The sequence below is a fragment of the Bradyrhizobium sp. A11 genome, assembly GCF_042077125.1.
Classification (GTDB): Bacteria; Pseudomonadota; Alphaproteobacteria; order Rhizobiales; family Xanthobacteraceae; genus Bradyrhizobium; species Bradyrhizobium japonicum_B.
In genome coordinates this window covers 3417930-3433743 of record NZ_CP149509.1, presented here as the reverse complement: position 1 = coordinate 3433743, position 15814 = coordinate 3417930, and the positions used below count along the sequence as shown (strand labels likewise).

The 15814-nt window shown below is 65.6% G+C and carries 15 protein-coding genes; 9 read left to right on the top strand and 6 right to left on the bottom strand.

Annotated elements, in window-relative coordinates; translation table 11 throughout:
* Positions 1-2: 2 nt before the first annotated feature.
* Positions 3-473, top strand: a complete 471-nt coding sequence (locus WI560_RS15865) for a type II toxin-antitoxin system RatA family toxin (protein ID WP_028136504.1) — start codon at positions 3-5, stop codon at positions 471-473.
* Positions 474-1410: 937 nt separating this feature from the next.
* Complete coding sequence (locus WI560_RS15860; RefSeq protein WP_375308738.1) at positions 1411-2190, top strand: mechanosensitive ion channel family protein; 780 nt, start codon at positions 1411-1413, stop codon at positions 2188-2190.
* Between the two features lie 6 nt (positions 2191-2196).
* Here the strand turns inward: WI560_RS15860 and WI560_RS15855 are convergent, their stop codons facing one another.
* From WI560_RS15855 to WI560_RS15845, 3 genes are read right to left on the bottom strand one after another with little or no spacing between them, the layout of a single operon-like run.
* The gene (locus WI560_RS15855; protein WP_375308737.1) at positions 2197-2808 is read right to left on the bottom strand and encodes a CinA family protein; all 612 of its coding nucleotides are present in this window, start codon (positions 2806-2808) and stop codon (positions 2197-2199) included.
* 3 nt (positions 2809-2811) lie between these two features.
* Positions 2812-3993, bottom strand: coding sequence for a bifunctional 2-C-methyl-D-erythritol 4-phosphate cytidylyltransferase/2-C-methyl-D-erythritol 2,4-cyclodiphosphate synthase (locus WI560_RS15850; RefSeq protein ID WP_375308736.1), 1182 nt, complete (start codon positions 3991-3993; stop codon positions 2812-2814).
* Between the two features lie 60 nt (positions 3994-4053).
* Positions 4054-4302, bottom strand: coding sequence for a hypothetical protein (locus WI560_RS15845; protein ID WP_375308982.1), 249 nt, complete (start codon positions 4300-4302; stop codon positions 4054-4056).
* Between WI560_RS15845 and dusB the strand changes: the two genes are divergently transcribed.
* Genes dusB through ntrC form a run of 3 tightly spaced genes read left to right on the top strand, consistent with a single transcriptional unit; the run spans position 4274 to position 7893 of the window.
* Positions 4274-5275, top strand: a complete 1002-nt coding sequence (gene dusB / locus WI560_RS15840) for a tRNA dihydrouridine synthase DusB (protein ID WP_375308850.1) — start codon at positions 4274-4276, stop codon at positions 5273-5275. The two genes, WI560_RS15845 and dusB, sit on opposite strands and share 29 nt — an antisense overlap.
* On the top strand, positions 5272-6441 hold the full coding sequence (locus WI560_RS15835; protein WP_375308735.1) for a nitrogen regulation protein NR(II): 1170 nt from the start codon (positions 5272-5274) through the stop codon (positions 6439-6441). Before dusB ends, WI560_RS15835 begins: the two co-directional genes overlap by 4 nt.
* Before the next feature lie 9 nt (positions 6442-6450).
* Positions 6451-7893 carry a nitrogen regulation protein NR(I) gene (gene ntrC / locus WI560_RS15830; RefSeq protein WP_128921811.1) on the top strand — a complete coding sequence of 481 codons (1443 nt, stop codon included), beginning with the start codon at positions 6451-6453 and terminating at the stop codon, positions 7891-7893.
* Positions 7894-8060: 167 nt separating this feature from the next.
* Here the strand turns inward: ntrC and WI560_RS15825 are convergent, their stop codons facing one another.
* Entirely contained in the window at positions 8061-8207 is a 147-nt protein-coding gene (locus tag WI560_RS15825) for a hypothetical protein (protein WP_257194643.1), read from the bottom strand.
* 179 nt (positions 8208-8386) lie between these two features.
* Here WI560_RS15825 and WI560_RS15820 point away from each other — a divergent pair, with 179 nt between their 5' ends.
* The 4 genes from WI560_RS15820 to hflX all read left to right on the top strand — a co-directional run bounded on the left by WI560_RS15820 (position 8387) and on the right by hflX (position 14122).
* On the top strand, positions 8387-10777 hold the full coding sequence (locus tag WI560_RS15820; protein ID WP_375308734.1) for an ATP-binding protein: 2391 nt from the start codon (positions 8387-8389) through the stop codon (positions 10775-10777).
* Between the two features lie 17 nt (positions 10778-10794).
* Entirely contained in the window at positions 10795-12165 is a 1371-nt protein-coding gene (locus WI560_RS15815) for a sigma-54-dependent transcriptional regulator (RefSeq protein ID WP_375160302.1), read from the top strand.
* A gap of 314 nt (positions 12166-12479) precedes the next feature.
* Complete coding sequence (gene hfq / locus WI560_RS15810) at positions 12480-12728, top strand: RNA chaperone Hfq (RefSeq protein WP_007591126.1); 249 nt, start codon at positions 12480-12482, stop codon at positions 12726-12728.
* Between the two features lie 11 nt (positions 12729-12739).
* Entirely contained in the window at positions 12740-14122 is a 1383-nt protein-coding gene (gene hflX, locus WI560_RS15805) for a GTPase HflX (protein WP_375308733.1), read from the top strand.
* Positions 14123-14293: 171 nt separating this feature from the next.
* Here the strand turns inward: hflX and mazG are convergent, their stop codons facing one another.
* Both mazG and WI560_RS15795 read right to left on the bottom strand, forming a co-directional pair.
* Entirely contained in the window at positions 14294-15148 is an 855-nt protein-coding gene (gene mazG, locus WI560_RS15800; protein WP_375308732.1) for a nucleoside triphosphate pyrophosphohydrolase, read from the bottom strand.
* 104 nt (positions 15149-15252) lie between these two features.
* Entirely contained in the window at positions 15253-15768 is a 516-nt protein-coding gene (locus WI560_RS15795; RefSeq protein WP_375308731.1) for a hypothetical protein, read from the bottom strand.
* Positions 15769-15814 lie beyond the last annotated feature (46 nt).

Genomic DNA, 15814 nt, shown 5'->3' with positions numbered 1-15814 from the left:
CCATGCCCAAGTTTTCGAGCAAGCGCCGTGTCAATCACAGCGCATCCGAGATGTTCGACCTGGTCGCCGACGTCGAGCGCTACCCGGAATTCGTGCCGCTCTGCAGCGCGCTGAAGGTGCGCCAGCGGATGGCGAAGCCCGACGGCACCGAGGTGCTGGTCGCCGACATGACGGTGTCGTTCAAGCTGGTCAGGGAATCCTTCACCAGCCGCGTGACGCTCGACCGCGCCAATCTGAAGATTCTCGTCGAATATCTGCAAGGCCCCTTCAGCAATCTGGAGAACCGCTGGACGTTCGAGCCCAAAGGTGAGGGCGTCTGCGACGTCGGCTTCTTCCTGTCCTACGAATTCAGGAGCCGCATGCTGGCGTTGCTGATGGGCTCGATGTTCGATGCCGCCTTCGCGCGCTTCTCCACCGCGTTCGAGAAGCGGGCGGACGCGATCTATGGCCGGCCGAAGCTGGCGTCGACGTAGGGTGCTTGTAGGTCTCGTATCCCGGACGCGGTGCAGCGCGTAGCGCTGCTCCGCTGCGTCCGGGGCACGAGCATCCTGGTTCGATTCGTCGCCTCACGACCTCCGGCGACTGCGCGGCATACTACGCTGCGACGCTGGCCGCGCGCTCGGATGACCCTGAACGTGGACATGATACGACGGCCTCGCGACAATTCCTGCCCGAGCTTTGCTTCATCTCGTCGCCCTCTGTCAGAGGGCGCAGGGAAGGCCGGATGCCGGCTGGGCACCCGCGGTCCACTGTGCGAAACCTGCGTGTCAGGAAACTGCACAGCGGCATACAGGTGAAGCCGAACAGCCGGCCTTCCCTGCGCAGTGGTTTGACGGCTTATGCCGAGTTCTCCCCGGGGAGCGTTGCACTATTGCCCCCGTCGCCTTGCAGATCGCTGATGCGCGCACCCGGTTGGGCCGCCGCATCACCGCAAGACTTGACGCACAGACCCCGGGCGTCAGGACCACACGGTTTTGCCGTACGTATGTCACACCGGTCGTGTGCGCGCCGGCTGTCGCTCACGGTCGCCCGCCCTGCGATGCCTCTCGCGCCGATGTGACTTGCGTCCACCGCAGCTCACCCCACGTTTCGTGACGATCGCGATACGCCCCTTTGACCGGGATGAGGTGGCGGGACGATGCGATAAATCCGAATTTCTGTAAAGGCGAATATTTTCGCGGGCGCGGGTTGACCCGTCCATTGGGTGTTTTGCCCGTCGGGCAACGCAAGGTCTTGTAGGGTTGGCCGAAGGCATGACCCACGGCTTCCGCCCGACGGCAAGAGTAGAGCTGGATAACGCTGCGCTCATCCACCCTCCGCGTGTTTCGTGCCGTGTTCCAGCCTCGGCCAAAGCCGGGATCATTTCCCATCGCAGCGCGTTCTCAACCGATTGTCCGGGTCGGAGCCGCCATGACCATCAATTTCGACACGCTGAAAGCCTCGCTTGTCCTCTATGGCCTCAACGCGATCTACGCGATCCTGCTGCTCGCTATCGGCTGGTATCTGTCCGGCGCGATGCAGCGCTTCGTCACGCGCCTGCTGAGCGTCACGCACCGGGTCGACCCGCTGGTCACGCTGTTCGTCGGCAGTGTGGCGCGCTATGGCGTGCTCGCCGTGGTCGGCATCGCCGTGCTTCAGCTGTTCGGCATCCAGACCGCGAGCCTCGTTGCCGTGCTGGGCGCCACATCGCTCGCCATCGGTCTCGCGCTCCAGGGCACGCTGTCCAATCTCGCCGCCGGCGTGATGCTGCTGCTGTTCCGGCCCTTTCACATCGGCGACGACGTCGAGGTGGCCGGCAAGGCCGGGAAGGTGCAGTCGCTGTCGCTGTTCATGACCGAGCTGGTCGCGTCCGACAATACGCAGATCCTGCTGCCGAACGGACAGGTGTGGGGCGCGGCCATCATCAACCACAGCGCCTATCCCGGCACCGGCGAGATCAAGGTGGTGTTTCCGGTTCCGGCGGGCGCGGCCAATACGCTGGCCGATCGCATCCTCGAGGAATTGCGCAACGACTCGCGCATCGACAATCATTCGCAACCTGCCGTTTCCGTCACGAAGGTGCTGGATGTCGCCAATCCCGCGGCACCGATCCTGGAATTGACGGTCAGCGCAAAGGCAAAACCGTCGCAGGCTGACGCGGTCAAGCAGTGCGTGCTCGATCGGGCGAGCGCATTGCTCGCGGCGGCATGAGCTGCCTCACCCCCGCGGCGAGCGCGGCGGCCTGCGCTTCACCGCATGCCGGCGCGGCGAGCGGGTCACGCGCGGGCGCAGGCGGGTTGCCGCGGCGGCACGCCGCGGCTTGGCCTGGGCCTGTGGTCCGCGTGCCAGCTCCATCAGCATGCGCAACGCCTCGACCACGGAGCGGGCGCGCACCGTGCTGCGACCGATCGCGCCGAAGCGGTGCTCGCGGTGGATGATGCGGCCATCGCGCGCGGCGGCGGCGAAGTGCACGAGACCGACCGGCTTGCCGGGCGTGGCGCCGCCCGGGCCGGCGATACCGGTGATGGCGACTGCAAGGTCGACATCGGCGCGCTCCAGCGCGCCGATCGCCATGGCGGTTGCGGTCTCTTTGCTGACCGCGCCGAAAGTGGCGAGCGTGCCGGCTTCGACGCCGAGCATGGCGCGCTTGGCCTCGTTGGAATAGGTGACGAAGCCGCGATCGATCACGTCGGACGAGCCGGGGATGTCGGTCAGCGCGGCGGCGACGAGGCCGCCGGTGCAGGATTCGGCGGTCGCGACCGTCAGCTTGCGCATCCGGCACAGATCGAGCAGCGAGCGGGAGAGGGCGCGTGCGTCGCTGCCGCCCATGGCCTACACGCTCCAGGGTAGACGAATGGTGGCGCTCGCGGTGGCGGCGATGCCTTCCTCGCGGCCGGTGAAGCCGAGCCGCTCGCTGGTCGTCGCCTTCACCGCGACGCGCGAGATGTCGACGCCGGAGATCTCGGCGATGCTCGCGCGCATGGTGTCGCGCAAGGGGCCGATCTTCGGCCGCTCGCAGATCATGGTGACCTCGAGATTGGCGATGCGCCCGCCGCGCGCCGTGACGCGCTCGATGGCGTATTTCAGGAACTGGTCGGAGGAGGCGCCCTTCCACTTCGCATCGCTCGGCGGGAAGTGCGAGCCGATGTCGCCATCGGCGAGCGCGCCGAGGATGGCATCGACCAGCGCATGGAGGCCGACATCGCCGTCGGAATGAGCGAGAAAACCCTTGGTGTGCGGCACGCGCACGCCGCAGAGCATGACGTGGTCGCCTTCGCCGAAGGCGTGCACGTCGTAGCCGGTGCCGGTCCTGATATCGCCGAGCTGGGCCGCCAGGCGGGCTTCCTCGCGCACGAAATCCTCGGGTGTGGTGAGCTTCATGTTGGCAACATCGCCTTCAAAGGTTGCAACCGTCAATCCCGCCCATTCGGCAATCGCGGCATCGTCGGTGAAATCGCTGCGGCCGTCCTTCGCCGCGCGACGATGCGCTTCGAGGATGACGTCGAAACGAAAGGATTGCGGCGTCTGCGCGATCCGCAAGGAGGCGCGGTCCGGCGTGCCCTCGACATTGCCGCTCGCGCCGGTGACCTTGATCGTATCGGTGACGGGGACGACGGGAATCGCGGCGCCGGTCCGGCCCGCTGCCTCGATCGCGCGCGAGATCAGTCCTTCCGAGACGAAGGGCCGCGCGGCGTCGTGAATCAGCACGATGTCGGGCTTGTGCTGTGCGAGCGCTTCGAGGCCTGCAAGCACCGAGGCCTGCCGCGTCGCGCCGCCCTTGGTCGGCGGCTCGTGCTCGAGCCCCGCGACCGCAGCCGTGAACATGGCGCTGTCGTCGGGGTTGACCACCGGCTGCACCGCAAACACGTCGGCGTGGCGGCTGAAGGCTTCCATGGCGCGATAGATCACGGGCACGCCGCCGATCTCGCGATATTGCTTCGGCCCGCCGGCGCCCGCACGCAGTCCACGCCCGGCTGCGACGAGGACGACCGCGGTGCGCTGTGATTTCGCCATAGGACTCAAATACTCAGTTGATGATGGGGAGTGGGGGAGTGGGGTGATTGCCGCATGCCTCTAGCACGGCAGGCCCGCAAAAAAAGGGGGTTTCCCCGGATTGTTCGCAACGGCATTTTGCTGCACTGCACTTGAAAGATCTGCAGAATTGTCTAAACTGTAGGCATGGCGCTTGACTGCACAAGAATTGTGCGCAAGATAGATCATGGCAGGCGCGATGAGGCCCTGCCCAGTCCATGAGACCTCTGTGACCGGTTCGGCAATATCCGGCTCTAAGCCGTTGAAAATAGGCGATATTGATGTCGCCATTCCGGTCTTCCTGGCGCCGATGTCGGGGGTGACCGACTCGCCCGTCCGCCGGCTGGCCGCGGAGCTTGGGGCCGGTCTCGTCGTGTCCGAAATGACCGCCAGCGACGAACTCGCCAACGGCCATTGGATGTCCCGGTTGCGTTGCGAAGCCGCCGGAATCGGCCCGCACGTGGTCCAGCTCGCCGGCTGCGAGACCCGTTGGATGGCCGAGGGCGCCCGGATCGCCGAGGCCGAAGGCGCCAACATCATCGACATCAACATGGGCTGTCCGGCCCGCCACGTCACCGGCGGCCAGTCCGGCTCGGCCCTGATGCGCGACCTCGACCATGCCGTCAGCCTGATCGATGCCACCATCGCAGCGGTGAAGGTGCCAGTGACGCTGAAGATGCGGCTCGGCTGGGACGACCGCAGCCGCAACGCGCCGGAGCTGGCGCGGCGCGCGGAGGCCGCCGGGGTCAAGCTCGTCACGGTCCACGGCCGCACTCGCAGCCAGTTCTACAAGGGCGAGGCCGATTGGGATGCAATCCGCGCCGTGCGCGAGGCCATCGCCATTCCGCTCGTCGTCAACGGCGACATCACCTCCTATGAGCGGGCGCGCGCGGCGCTCGAGGCCTCCGGCGCCGACGCCGTGATGATCGGCCGCGGCGCGCAGGGCCAGCCCTGGCTGCCCGGCCAGATCGGCCGCCGCCTGAAGGGCGGGGCCGAGGAAGCTGTGCCCTCGCTCGAAACCCAGCTGCATTACGTCCGCACGCTCTATGAGGGCGTTTGCACGCTCTATGGTCTCCGCGTCGGACTGAGACATGCCCGCAAGCATCTGGGCTGGGCACTCGACGTGGCGGCCGCGGCGAGCGGCGCGTCCGTCGAGAAGCTGAAGTCGTGGCGCCAGACGATCCTCACCTCGGAGGATCCGCGCCTCGTCCACCAGTCGCTGCAGGATGCGTTCGACGACTTCGCATGGAGCGCTGCTGCATGAGCTCAGCCGCTGACCATCGCCAACCCGCCGACAGTGACGCGATCCTGGATGCGCTTCCCAATCCCGTGCTGATGATCGGGCCCGACGGCAAGATCGTCGCCGCCAACATCGCCACCGAAGCCTTCTTCGAGATCTCGACGCAGTTCCTGAAGCGGCAGTCGCTCAAGGAGCTGGTGCCGTTCGGCAGCCCCTTGCTGGCACTGATCGACCAGGTGCGCGCGTCGAACTCGCCGGTGAACGAATACAAGGTCGATCTCGGCACGCCGCGCATGGGCGGCGATCGCCAGGTCGACCTGCACGTCGCCCCGCTCACCGAGCGGCCCGGCCATATCGTGGTGATGCTGCAGGAGCGCTCCATCGCCGACAAGATGGACCGCCAGCTCACCCATCGCAGCGCGGCGCGCTCGGTGATCGCGCTGGCTGCGATGCTGGCGCACGAGATCAAGAACCCGCTGTCCGGCATCCGCGGCGCGGCGCAGCTCCTGGAGCAGCAGGCCTCGTCCGAGGACCGCATGTTGACGCGCCTGATCTGCGACGAGGCCGACCGCATCGTGACGCTGGTCGACCGCATGGAGGTGTTCGGCGACGAGCGTCCCGTGGTGCGCGGTCCCGTCAACATCCATTCGGTGCTCGACCACGTGAAGCGGCTGGCGCAGTCGGGCTTTGCCCGCAACATCCGCTTCATCGAGGACTACGACCCCTCGCTACCGCCGGTGCTGGCGAACCAGGACCAATTGATCCAGGTGTTCCTCAATCTCGTGAAGAACGCCGCCGAGGCGCTGATCGACGTGCCCGACGCCGAGATCCAGCTCACCACTGCGTTCCGTCCCGGCGTGCGCCTGTCAGTCCCCGGTCAAAAATCCCGGGTATCGTTGCCGCTCGAATTCTGCGTGAAAGACAACGGACCGGGCGTGCCGGACGATCTTCTGCCCAACCTGTTCGACCCCTTCGTGACCACCAAGCAGACCGGCTCGGGCCTGGGTCTTGCATTGGTCGCCAAGATCGTCGGCGATCACGGGGGCATCATCGAATGCGAATCTCAGCCGCGCAGGACCACCTTCCGCGTGCTGATGCCGATGTATTCCACATCGGCGAAACATGCCGATCAAAGCAGTCGCGCCGACTCTGCCGGGAAGTCGTCGCCTGTGTCACAGGGGGCGAAATGAGGATTAACGATGCCCGCAGGTAGCATTCTCGTAGCCGATGACGATACCGCCATCCGCACCGTTCTCAACCAGGCGCTGTCCCGGGCCGGCTATGAGGTCAGGCTCACCGGCAATGCCGCAACGCTGTGGCGCTGGGTCAGCCAGGGCGAGGGCGATCTCGTCATCACCGACGTGGTGATGCCGGACGAAAACGCCTTCGACCTGCTGCCGCGGATCAAGAAGATGCGGCCGAATCTGCCCGTCATCGTCATGAGCGCGCAGAACACCTTCATGACGGCGATCCGCGCCTCCGAGCGCGGAGCCTACGAATATCTGCCGAAACCCTTCGACCTCAAGGAGCTGATCGCGATCGTCGGCCGCGCGCTGGCCGAGCCGAAGGAGCGCGTCTCGACGCCGGACGAGGACGCCGAGATGGAGGCGATCCCGCTGGTCGGTCGCTCGCCGGCGATGCAGGAAATCTACCGCGTGCTGGCGCGCCTGATGCAGACCGACCTCACCGTGATGATCACGGGCGAATCCGGCACCGGCAAGGAGCTGGTGGCGCGCGCGCTGCACGATTACGGTAAGCGCCGCAACGGCCCGTTCGTCGCCGTCAACATGGCCGCGATCCCGCGCGACCTCATCGAATCCGAGCTGTTCGGCCATGAGCGCGGCGCCTTCACCGGCGCCAACACCCGTGCCTCCGGCCGGTTCGAGCAGGCAGAAGGCGGCACGCTGTTCCTGGACGAGATCGGCGACATGCCGATGGAGGCGCAGACGCGATTGCTGCGCGTCTTGCAGCAGGGCGAATACACCACCGTCGGCGGCCGCACCCCGATCAAGACCGACGTGCGCATCGTTGCGGCCTCCAACAAGGATCTGCGCGTCCTGATCCAGCAGGGCCTGTTCCGGGAAGATCTGTTCTTCCGCCTCAACGTCGTGCCGCTGCGGCTGCCGCCGCTGCGCGAGCGCATCGAGGACCTGCCGGATCTGGTGCGGCACTTCTTTGCGCTGGCCGAGAAGGACGGCCTGCCTCCGAAGAAGCTCGACGCGCTGGCGCTGGAGCGGCTGAAGCAGCACCGCTGGCCCGGCAACGTGCGCGAGCTGGAGAATCTCGCCCGGCGTCTTGCCGCGCTTTATCCGCAGGACGTCATCACGGCGTCCGTCATCGACGGCGAGCTCGCGCCGCCCTCGGTCAGCCCGGGCGCCGCGGTCCAGCAGGGCGTCGACAATCTCGGCGGCGCCGTGGAGGCCTATCTGTCCTCGCACTTCCAGGGCTTTCCGAACGGCGTGCCGCCGCCCGGCCTCTATCACCGCATCCTCAAGGAGATCGAGGTCCCGCTGCTCACGGCAGCCCTGGCGGCCACCCGGGGCAACCAGATCCGCGCCGCCGACCTGCTCGGCCTCAACCGCAACACGCTGCGGAAGAAGATCCGGGATCTGGATATCCAGGTCTATCGGAGCGGGGGCTAGTCATCGCGGAACCGACGGTGGCTCAGCTCCCCCTACCAAGGCAGAGCTGAGCCTGTCCGGATCGCGCTGGCCGTTGTGGCTGACGCGGTGAGCAGAAGTCGGGACGGGCCGAAATGTTCCGCCGGTCCGATTCCAATTGGTCGTCCGGCCGGTGACGCAGCGTCGCACTATCTGACGAGTCGGGCCGACGCCGGCGTGACGCTGGCGACATTCAGCAGCGGCTGCTGGACGCCCAGGCCGTTGACCAAGAGGTCGGCGGCCACGATCAGCAGCAGAACGGCCGACACCATCGTTGCGAGAAAATACCTATCCATGCCGGGTCAAGCCGGGATGGCGGGAATCCGTTCCCCTCAAGGCGTCATGTGGTTGTGGATGGCGGGGGTGGGTCGCTGAGCAAGCGCCGCGGAATTGTCGCAATTCGGCAACAATGTGGTACGAATACATCAGTATCCGCGCGCCCGCGGACCCCTTTTTCAGCATCGCCATTGCCGGAATGACCAGCGCAGAGACCTCGGCCGCACACTTTGACACGGCCCCAGCGGAAGAGCCCCGGCGTTGGTCGGCGCGACGCTGGCTGGCTCCGTTTGCCGTGGCGCTGGCGCTGCTGTCGGCCTTCCTGACCTTCCTGGTCCTGACCGGCCTCACCAGGATCGAGCCGACGCCCGAGGTAGTCCGCTCGATCTACCTGATCAACGCGGCCACGATCCTGCTGCTGGTCGGCATCATCGTCCGCGAGCTCTGGCAGCTGATCCTGGCGCGGCGGCGGGGCCGGGCGGCGGCGCGCCTCCATGTCCAGATCGTCAGCCTGTTCTCGATCGTGGCGGTGCTGCCGGCGGTGCTGGTCGCCATCGTCGCCAACGTCACCATCGAGCGTGGCCTCGACCGGCTGTTCTCCGGGCCGACCAAGCAGGTGATCCAGAACTCGCTGACGATCGCGCGGGCCTACATGCAGGACCATGCCCAGCTGATCCGCGGCGACATTCTCGGCATGGCCAACGACATCGCGCATGCCCGGCCGCTCTACGACCAGGATCGCCGCTCGTTCCGCGAGATGCTGACCGCCAGCGCCGGCTCGCGCAATCTGCCGGGCGCGATGATCATCGACAAGAACACCAACATCCTGGAATCCGCCGACACCGGCATGCGGCTGGCTTATTCGCCGCCGGCGCCCGACTTCCTCAGCAACGTCAACGAGAACGAGCCCGAGATCGCGGTGCTCCCCGATGCGAGCTTCGTCGCCGCGGTGATCCGGTTGCGCGCGTTCAACGACACCTTCCTCTATGTCGCTCGCCCGCTTGATCCCAACGTCGTCAATCAGCTCAAGCAGACCGAGGTCAGCGTCGCCGAATATGCCCAGATCGAATCGCGCCGGCTCGGTATCCAGGTCGCCTTCGCGCTGATGTTCGCCGTGATCGCGCTCACCATCCTGATGGCTTCGGTGCTGATCGGCCTCAACTTCGCCAACTCGCTGGTCTCGCCGATCCGGCGGCTGATGAACGCGGCCCACACGGTCTCGACCGGCGATCTCCATGTCCAGGTGCCGGTGCACCAGTCCGAAGGCGATCTGGCCCAGCTTGGCGAGACCTTCAACAAGATGACGCAGGAATTGCGCAGCCAGCGCGACGAGCTCGTCAACGCCAGCGACCTCATCGACAGCCGCCGCCGCTTCATCGAGGCGGTGCTGTCCTCGGCGAGCGCCGGCATCATCGGGGTCGACGCCTCCGGCAGCGTCGGCATTCTGAACCGCTCGGCCGAGAAGCTGATCGGGCACGCCGAATCCGAGACGCTCGGCCATCCGCTCTCCGACGTGCTGCCCGAGCTCGACGAGATGATGAAGGCGGCGCGGGAAGGGACCCAGCGCCTGGTGCAGGGCCAGATCACGATCACGCGCGACGGGCAGGAACGCAATCTGTCGGTCCGGGTCAGCGCCGAGAAGAATCAGCCGCACGACAGCTACATCATCACGCTCGACGACATCACCGAGCTGGTCTCGGCGCAGCGCACCTCGGCCTGGGGCGACGTGGCGCGCCGCATCGCCCACGAGATCAAGAACCCGCTGACGCCGATCCAGCTCTCGGCCGAACGCATCCGCCGCAAGTTCGGCAAGGACATCACTGAGGCCAAGGACAAGCAGATCTTTGACCAGTGCACCGACACCATCGTGCGCCAGGTCGACGACATCCGCCGCATGGTCGACGAGTTCTCGCGCTTTGCCCGGATGCCGAAGCCGGTGATGGAGGGCGAGGACGTCGCCGACGCCGTGCGGCAGGCCGTGTTCCTGATGAAGGTCGCCCATCCCGAGATCGACATCGAGGCCGAGTTCAAGCAGGATCCGCTCCGGGCCCAGTTCGATCGCCGGCTGATCTCCCAGGCGGTCACCAACATCGTCAAGAACGCCACCGAGGCGATCGAGCAGGTCCCGCCGGAAGAGCTCGGCAAAGGCCGGATCGACGTCGTCGTCTCCCGCGAGGGCGATGACGTGTTGATCGACGTGATCGACAACGGCATCGGCCTGCCCAAGGTCGCGCGCTCGCGGCTGCTCGAACCCTACGTCACGACCCGGGCCAAGGGCACTGGCCTTGGCCTTGCGATCGTCGGCCGCGTGCTGGAAGACCATGGCGGCCGCATCGAGCTGAAAGATGCCTCCGACTTCCGCGAGGGCCAGCGCGGTGCCTGGATGCGGATGCGCTTTGCCATCTCCGGGCAACCCGCCAAGGCCGAGGGAGCCGAGCAGGCGTCGGCGGCCAAGGACATCACCAAGGACACCGTGACGGGGCCGGCCAAAGAGGCGGCGCCGGAAACAAAAGAGCCGGCGGCCGAAACCAAAGGGCCCGCTGAAAAGACCAATGAATCAACGAAAATCGAAGCCTCAACAGGCAGCTGACATGACAGGCGCGATCCATGGCAAGTGAAATTCTGATTGTCGATGATGAGGCCGATATTCGCGATCTCGTTGCGGGCATTCTCGAGGACGAGGGCTTCGTGACCCGAACCGCACGCGACAGCGATACGGCGCTCGCCGAGATCGCCAACCGCAGGCCGCACCTGGTGTTCCTCGACATTTGGCTGCAAGGCTCCAAGCTCGACGGCTTGCAGCTGCTGGAGCAGGTCAAGAAAGACAACGCCGACCTGCCGGTCGTGATGATCTCCGGCCACGGCAACATCGAGACCGCTGTCGCCGCGATCAAGCGCGGCGCCTACGACTTCATCGAGAAGCCGTTCAAGGCCGACCGCTTGATCCTGGTCGCGACCCGGGCGCTGGAGAACTCGCGGCTGAAGCGCGAGGTCAAGGAGCTGAAGCAGCTTGCGCCGAGCGCGAGCCAGCTCGTCGGCCGGTCGCCCAGCATGAACCAGCTGCGCCAGACCATCGAGCGCGCCGCCAAGGCCAACAGCCGCATCCTGATCGTCGGCCCCGCCGGCGCCGGCAAGGAATTGACCGCACGCACGCTGCACACGGCCTCGGGCCGTGCCGACGGTCCCTTCGTCGTCATCAACGCGGCCGCGATCACCCCCGATCGCATGGAGCACGAGCTGTTCGGCATCGAGCAGTCCAACGGCGAGCAGCCGCGCAAGCCAGGCGCGCTCGAGGAAGCCCATGGCGGCACGCTGTTCATCGACGAGATCGCGGACATGCCGCGCGAGACCCAGAACAAGATCCTGCGCGTGCTGGTGGAGCAGTCGTTCCAGCGCGTCGGCGGCACCGCCAAGGTGCAGGTCGACGTGCGCATCATCTCCTCGACCGCGCGCAACCTCGAAGAGGAGATCGCGGCCGGCCGTTTCCGCGAGGACCTCTACCACCGGCTCTCGGTGGTGCCGATCCGCGTGCCCGCGCTCTCGGAACGGCGCGAGGACATCCCGGAGCTGATCGACTATTTTATGGAGCAGATCTCGGCCGGCAGCGGCCTGCCCAAGCGGCAGATCGGGCAGGACGCGATGGCCGTGCTGCAATCGCATGTCTGGCCAGGCAATGTCCGCCAGCTCCGCAACAACGTCGAGAGGGTGATGATTCTCGCGGCAGGCGGGCCGGAGGTCATCATCACGGCGGACATGTTGCCACAGGACGTCGGCTCTATGGTGCCGGCGATGCCGACCAGCAACAATGGCGAGCACATCATGGGCCTGCCGCTGCGTGAGGCGCGCGAAGTGTTCGAGCGCGACTATTTGATTGCACAGATCAGCCGTTTCTCAGGAAATATTTCTCGTACGGCCGAGTTCGTTGGTATGGAACGGTCGGCGCTGCATCGAAAGTTGAAGGCGCTCGGTGTCGGCTAGCGCCTCTTCGCGCGAAGCGGCCGCCGGCTCGCATGCGGAAAGAGACGTGAAAACAAGAATCTAGCGCGGCGACATGGCCGCGGCAGCTCAGGGATAAAGCAGGAAAATCATCGATTTCCGTATTTTTTCGGGACAATCAGCCGGGGGCTGCCACGTGAAGCGGCTTGCCTAATAGGCCCACCTGTCCTCTAATCGCACAGCTGTTCCGTCCGAGGGGGATCTCATGATGGAACGGCAACCGGGAGAGGCCCCGAACCTCACAAAGAGGGCCGCGACCGGCGCAATAAAAAGAAACTCAAAGCGAGAAAAAAACAATGGCGGCAGACCGCGCACAAAACCTACAGGACACCTTCCTCAATCACGTTCGCAAAACCAAGACGCCACTGACGATCTTTCTGGTCAACGGAGTGAAGCTCCAGGGCATCGTGACCTGGTTCGACAATTTCTGTTTGCTGCTTCGGCGCGACGGTCATTCGCAGCTGGTCTACAAGCATGCGATCTCGACCATCATGCCTGGCGCTCCGATCCAGCTGTTCGAAGGCGGCGAGGATCAGCCGGCTTGAGAGTGATCTGATTGGAACCCCGGAATTTCGACGGGGATGCCGACCGTCCGCGGTCGGCAGGGGCTAAGCAAACGGGGCGGGTGCTTGTCGTCGGCCCCTATTTGCGAGTGCGCGCAGGCAGTGCCGACGCGCAATCGGAAGCTCATGTCCTGCGTGACGTCGAGGCCCGGCTCGACGAAGCCGCCGGCCTTGCACGCGCGATCGATCTCATCGTCGCCGACGCCATCGTCGCGCCGATCAGCCAGATCCGCCCGGCCACCTATATCGGCAAGGGCAAGGTCGAGGAGATCGCCGGCCTGATCAAGACCCTCGACGTCGAGCTCGTGGTGATGGATTGCGCGCTGGCGCCGATCCAGCAGCGCAATCTCGAGAAAGAGCTGCACGCCAAGGTGCTGGACCGCACCGGCCTCATTCTGGAAATCTTCGGCCGCCGCGCCAAGACGCGGGAAGGTTCGCTCCAGGTCGAGCTCGCGCATCTCAACTACCAGCGCTCGCGCCTGGTGCGCTCATGGACCCATCTGGAGCGCCAGCGCGGCGGCTTCGGCTTCATGGGTGGTCCCGGCGAGACCCAGATCGAAGCGGACCGCCGCCTCATCCAGGAGCGCATCTCCAAGCTCGAGGGCGAGCTGAAGAAAGTGCAGGCGACGCGGCGGCTGCATCGTGCGGGACGCCAGCGCGTGCCGTATCGCGTCGTCGCGCTGGTCGGCTACACCAATGCCGGCAAGTCGACGCTGTTCAACCGCCTGACCCGCGCCGACGTGCAGGCCGCCGACATGCTGTTTGCGACGCTCGATCCGACCTTGCGCGCACTCAACCTGCCGCATGGCGGCAAGGCCATGCTGTCGGACACGGTCGGCTTCATCTCCAACCTGCCGACCCAGCTGGTCGCCGCCTTTCGCGCCACGCTGGAAGAGGTGCTCGAGGCCGACGTCATTCTCCATGTGCGCGACATCTCGCATGAGGATGCCGAGGCCCAGCAGAGCGACGTCGACGCAGTGCTGCGCCAGCTCGGCATCAACCCCGATGATTCAGGCCGCATCATCGAGGTCTGGAACAAGATCGACCGTTATGATTCCGAGCAGCGCGAGGAGCTTCTGAACATCGCGGCGCGCCGGCCTGCGGACCATCCGGCCATGCTGGTCTCCGCCGTCACGGGCGAGGGCGTCGATGCATTGCTCGCCGCGATCGAGGAACGCCTTGCCGCCAAGCGCACCACGCTCGACCTCTCCATCGACGCCGCCGACGGCGCCGGCATCAGCTGGCTGCACCGCAATGCCGAGGTGCTGTCCAAGGAGCTGCACAACGGCCGCTTCGACATGACGGTGCGGGTGGACGAGACCAAGCGGGACATCGTGGTGTCGAGGTTCGATGCGGTGCCGCATCTTGCGACATAGGCGGTGTCGTCCCGGACAAGCGTAGCGGAGCGCAGATCCGGGATTCATAGCCACAGGAAGACGTAACTGCGAGGACTCGGAGTTACTGCCTCGTCTCACAGCCGGAGCCGATGGCTATGGATCCCGGATCCGCGCGCGCTTGAGGCGCGCTTGTCCGGGACGACGGCGGAGTTAGCGGCTGGCTTCCTTGCGTTCTTCCGACGTTGGCTTCGTCTCGCCCTTCGCCTCGTTCCACAGCGCGTCCATCTCCGCGAGCGAAGCCTGCTCCAGCGTGCGGCCCTGCGCCTCCAGCGCCCGTTCGATATAGGCAAAGCGGCGCTCGAATTTTGCGTTGGTCGCACGCAATGCGGCTTCCGGATCGGCATCGACGTGGCGGGCGAGGTTGACGAGGGCGAACATCAGGTCGCCGGTCTCCTCCGCCAGCTCCTGCTTGTCGCCACGGTCGAGCGCGGCCTCGATCTCGTCGGCCTCCTCGCGGATCTTTGCCAGCACGGCGCGCGGGTCGTTCCAGTCGAAACCGACGGTCGAGGCCTTGCGCTGCAGCTCCATGGCGCGGGTCAGCGCGGGCTGGCCGGCCTTCACGCCTGACAGCAGCGATTTGTGCGCCGGCATCTCCTCGGGCGGCCGGCGCGCGGCGCGCTCGGCTTTTTCCTCGGCCTTGATGCGGTCCCAGACTTCCTTGACGTGGGAGGAGGCGAGGTTGCCGTCCTTGTCGGCGAAGACGTGGGGATGGCGCCGGATCATCTTTCTCGTGATGGCTTCGACGACGTCGCCGAACGCGAAAGCGTTCTGCTCCGAGGCCATCTGGGCGTGGAACACGACCTGCAACAGCAGGTCGCCGAGCTCCTCGCGCAAATCGTCGAGATCGCCGCGCGTGATGGCGTCCACCACCTCATAGGCTTCCTCGATCGTGTAGGGCGCGATGGTCGCAAAATTCTGCTCGAGGTCCCAGGGGCAGCCGGTCACCGGAGTGCGCAGCGCGGCCATGATCTCGATCAGGCGGGAAATGTCGCGGGAAGGGGTCATTGGGCACCGGAGTTGCGCGTTTTCCGCTTTATGCCAAAAGCCCGGCATTGATCCCAGCGGAACAAGCAGAAATCAGTTCGATTTCCACGACCCGCGAGGCGAGATCAGACCGCCTCCCGCCGGAGCACCAGCATGCGGATAAACAGCGTCGCGCAAAATCCAAAAAACAGGATGACCGCCAGCGCGATCACTCGGCCGTGCGGCTCGGCAACGAGCATCAGAAGCCCGGCGGCGACGAACACCAGAGATATGATTGTGAGCAGCCGGAGCACGACCGGGCCATGCGCGCGTGCCTGAGACGTCATGCTCTCCTTGAAAGATAGCCTTTCATCAGCGGGCGCGAGGCGGGGAAGCAGAACCCACATCCAGGCCAAATAGAATGTCAGGGAGATCGCGGCCGACGCAAAGCTGATGATGTAACCGTGATAGATGATTGGTGCGAGGATGACGGGCAGAAGTGAAACCACCATGTAGGCTTTCACCTGTTTTCGAAGACGTCCATAGCGCTCCTCCGAGTCTATCGCGTAACCGCGCCCGAGCGGTCCCCATGGAAAGAACAGCCGGCGGCCGTCCTCGGTGGTCTTGAAACTGCTACCGGTCAGCCCTTCAAAATAACCCATATCGACGTTCGTCCATTGGATCGTGCGGCAGTGCCGTCATGCTACC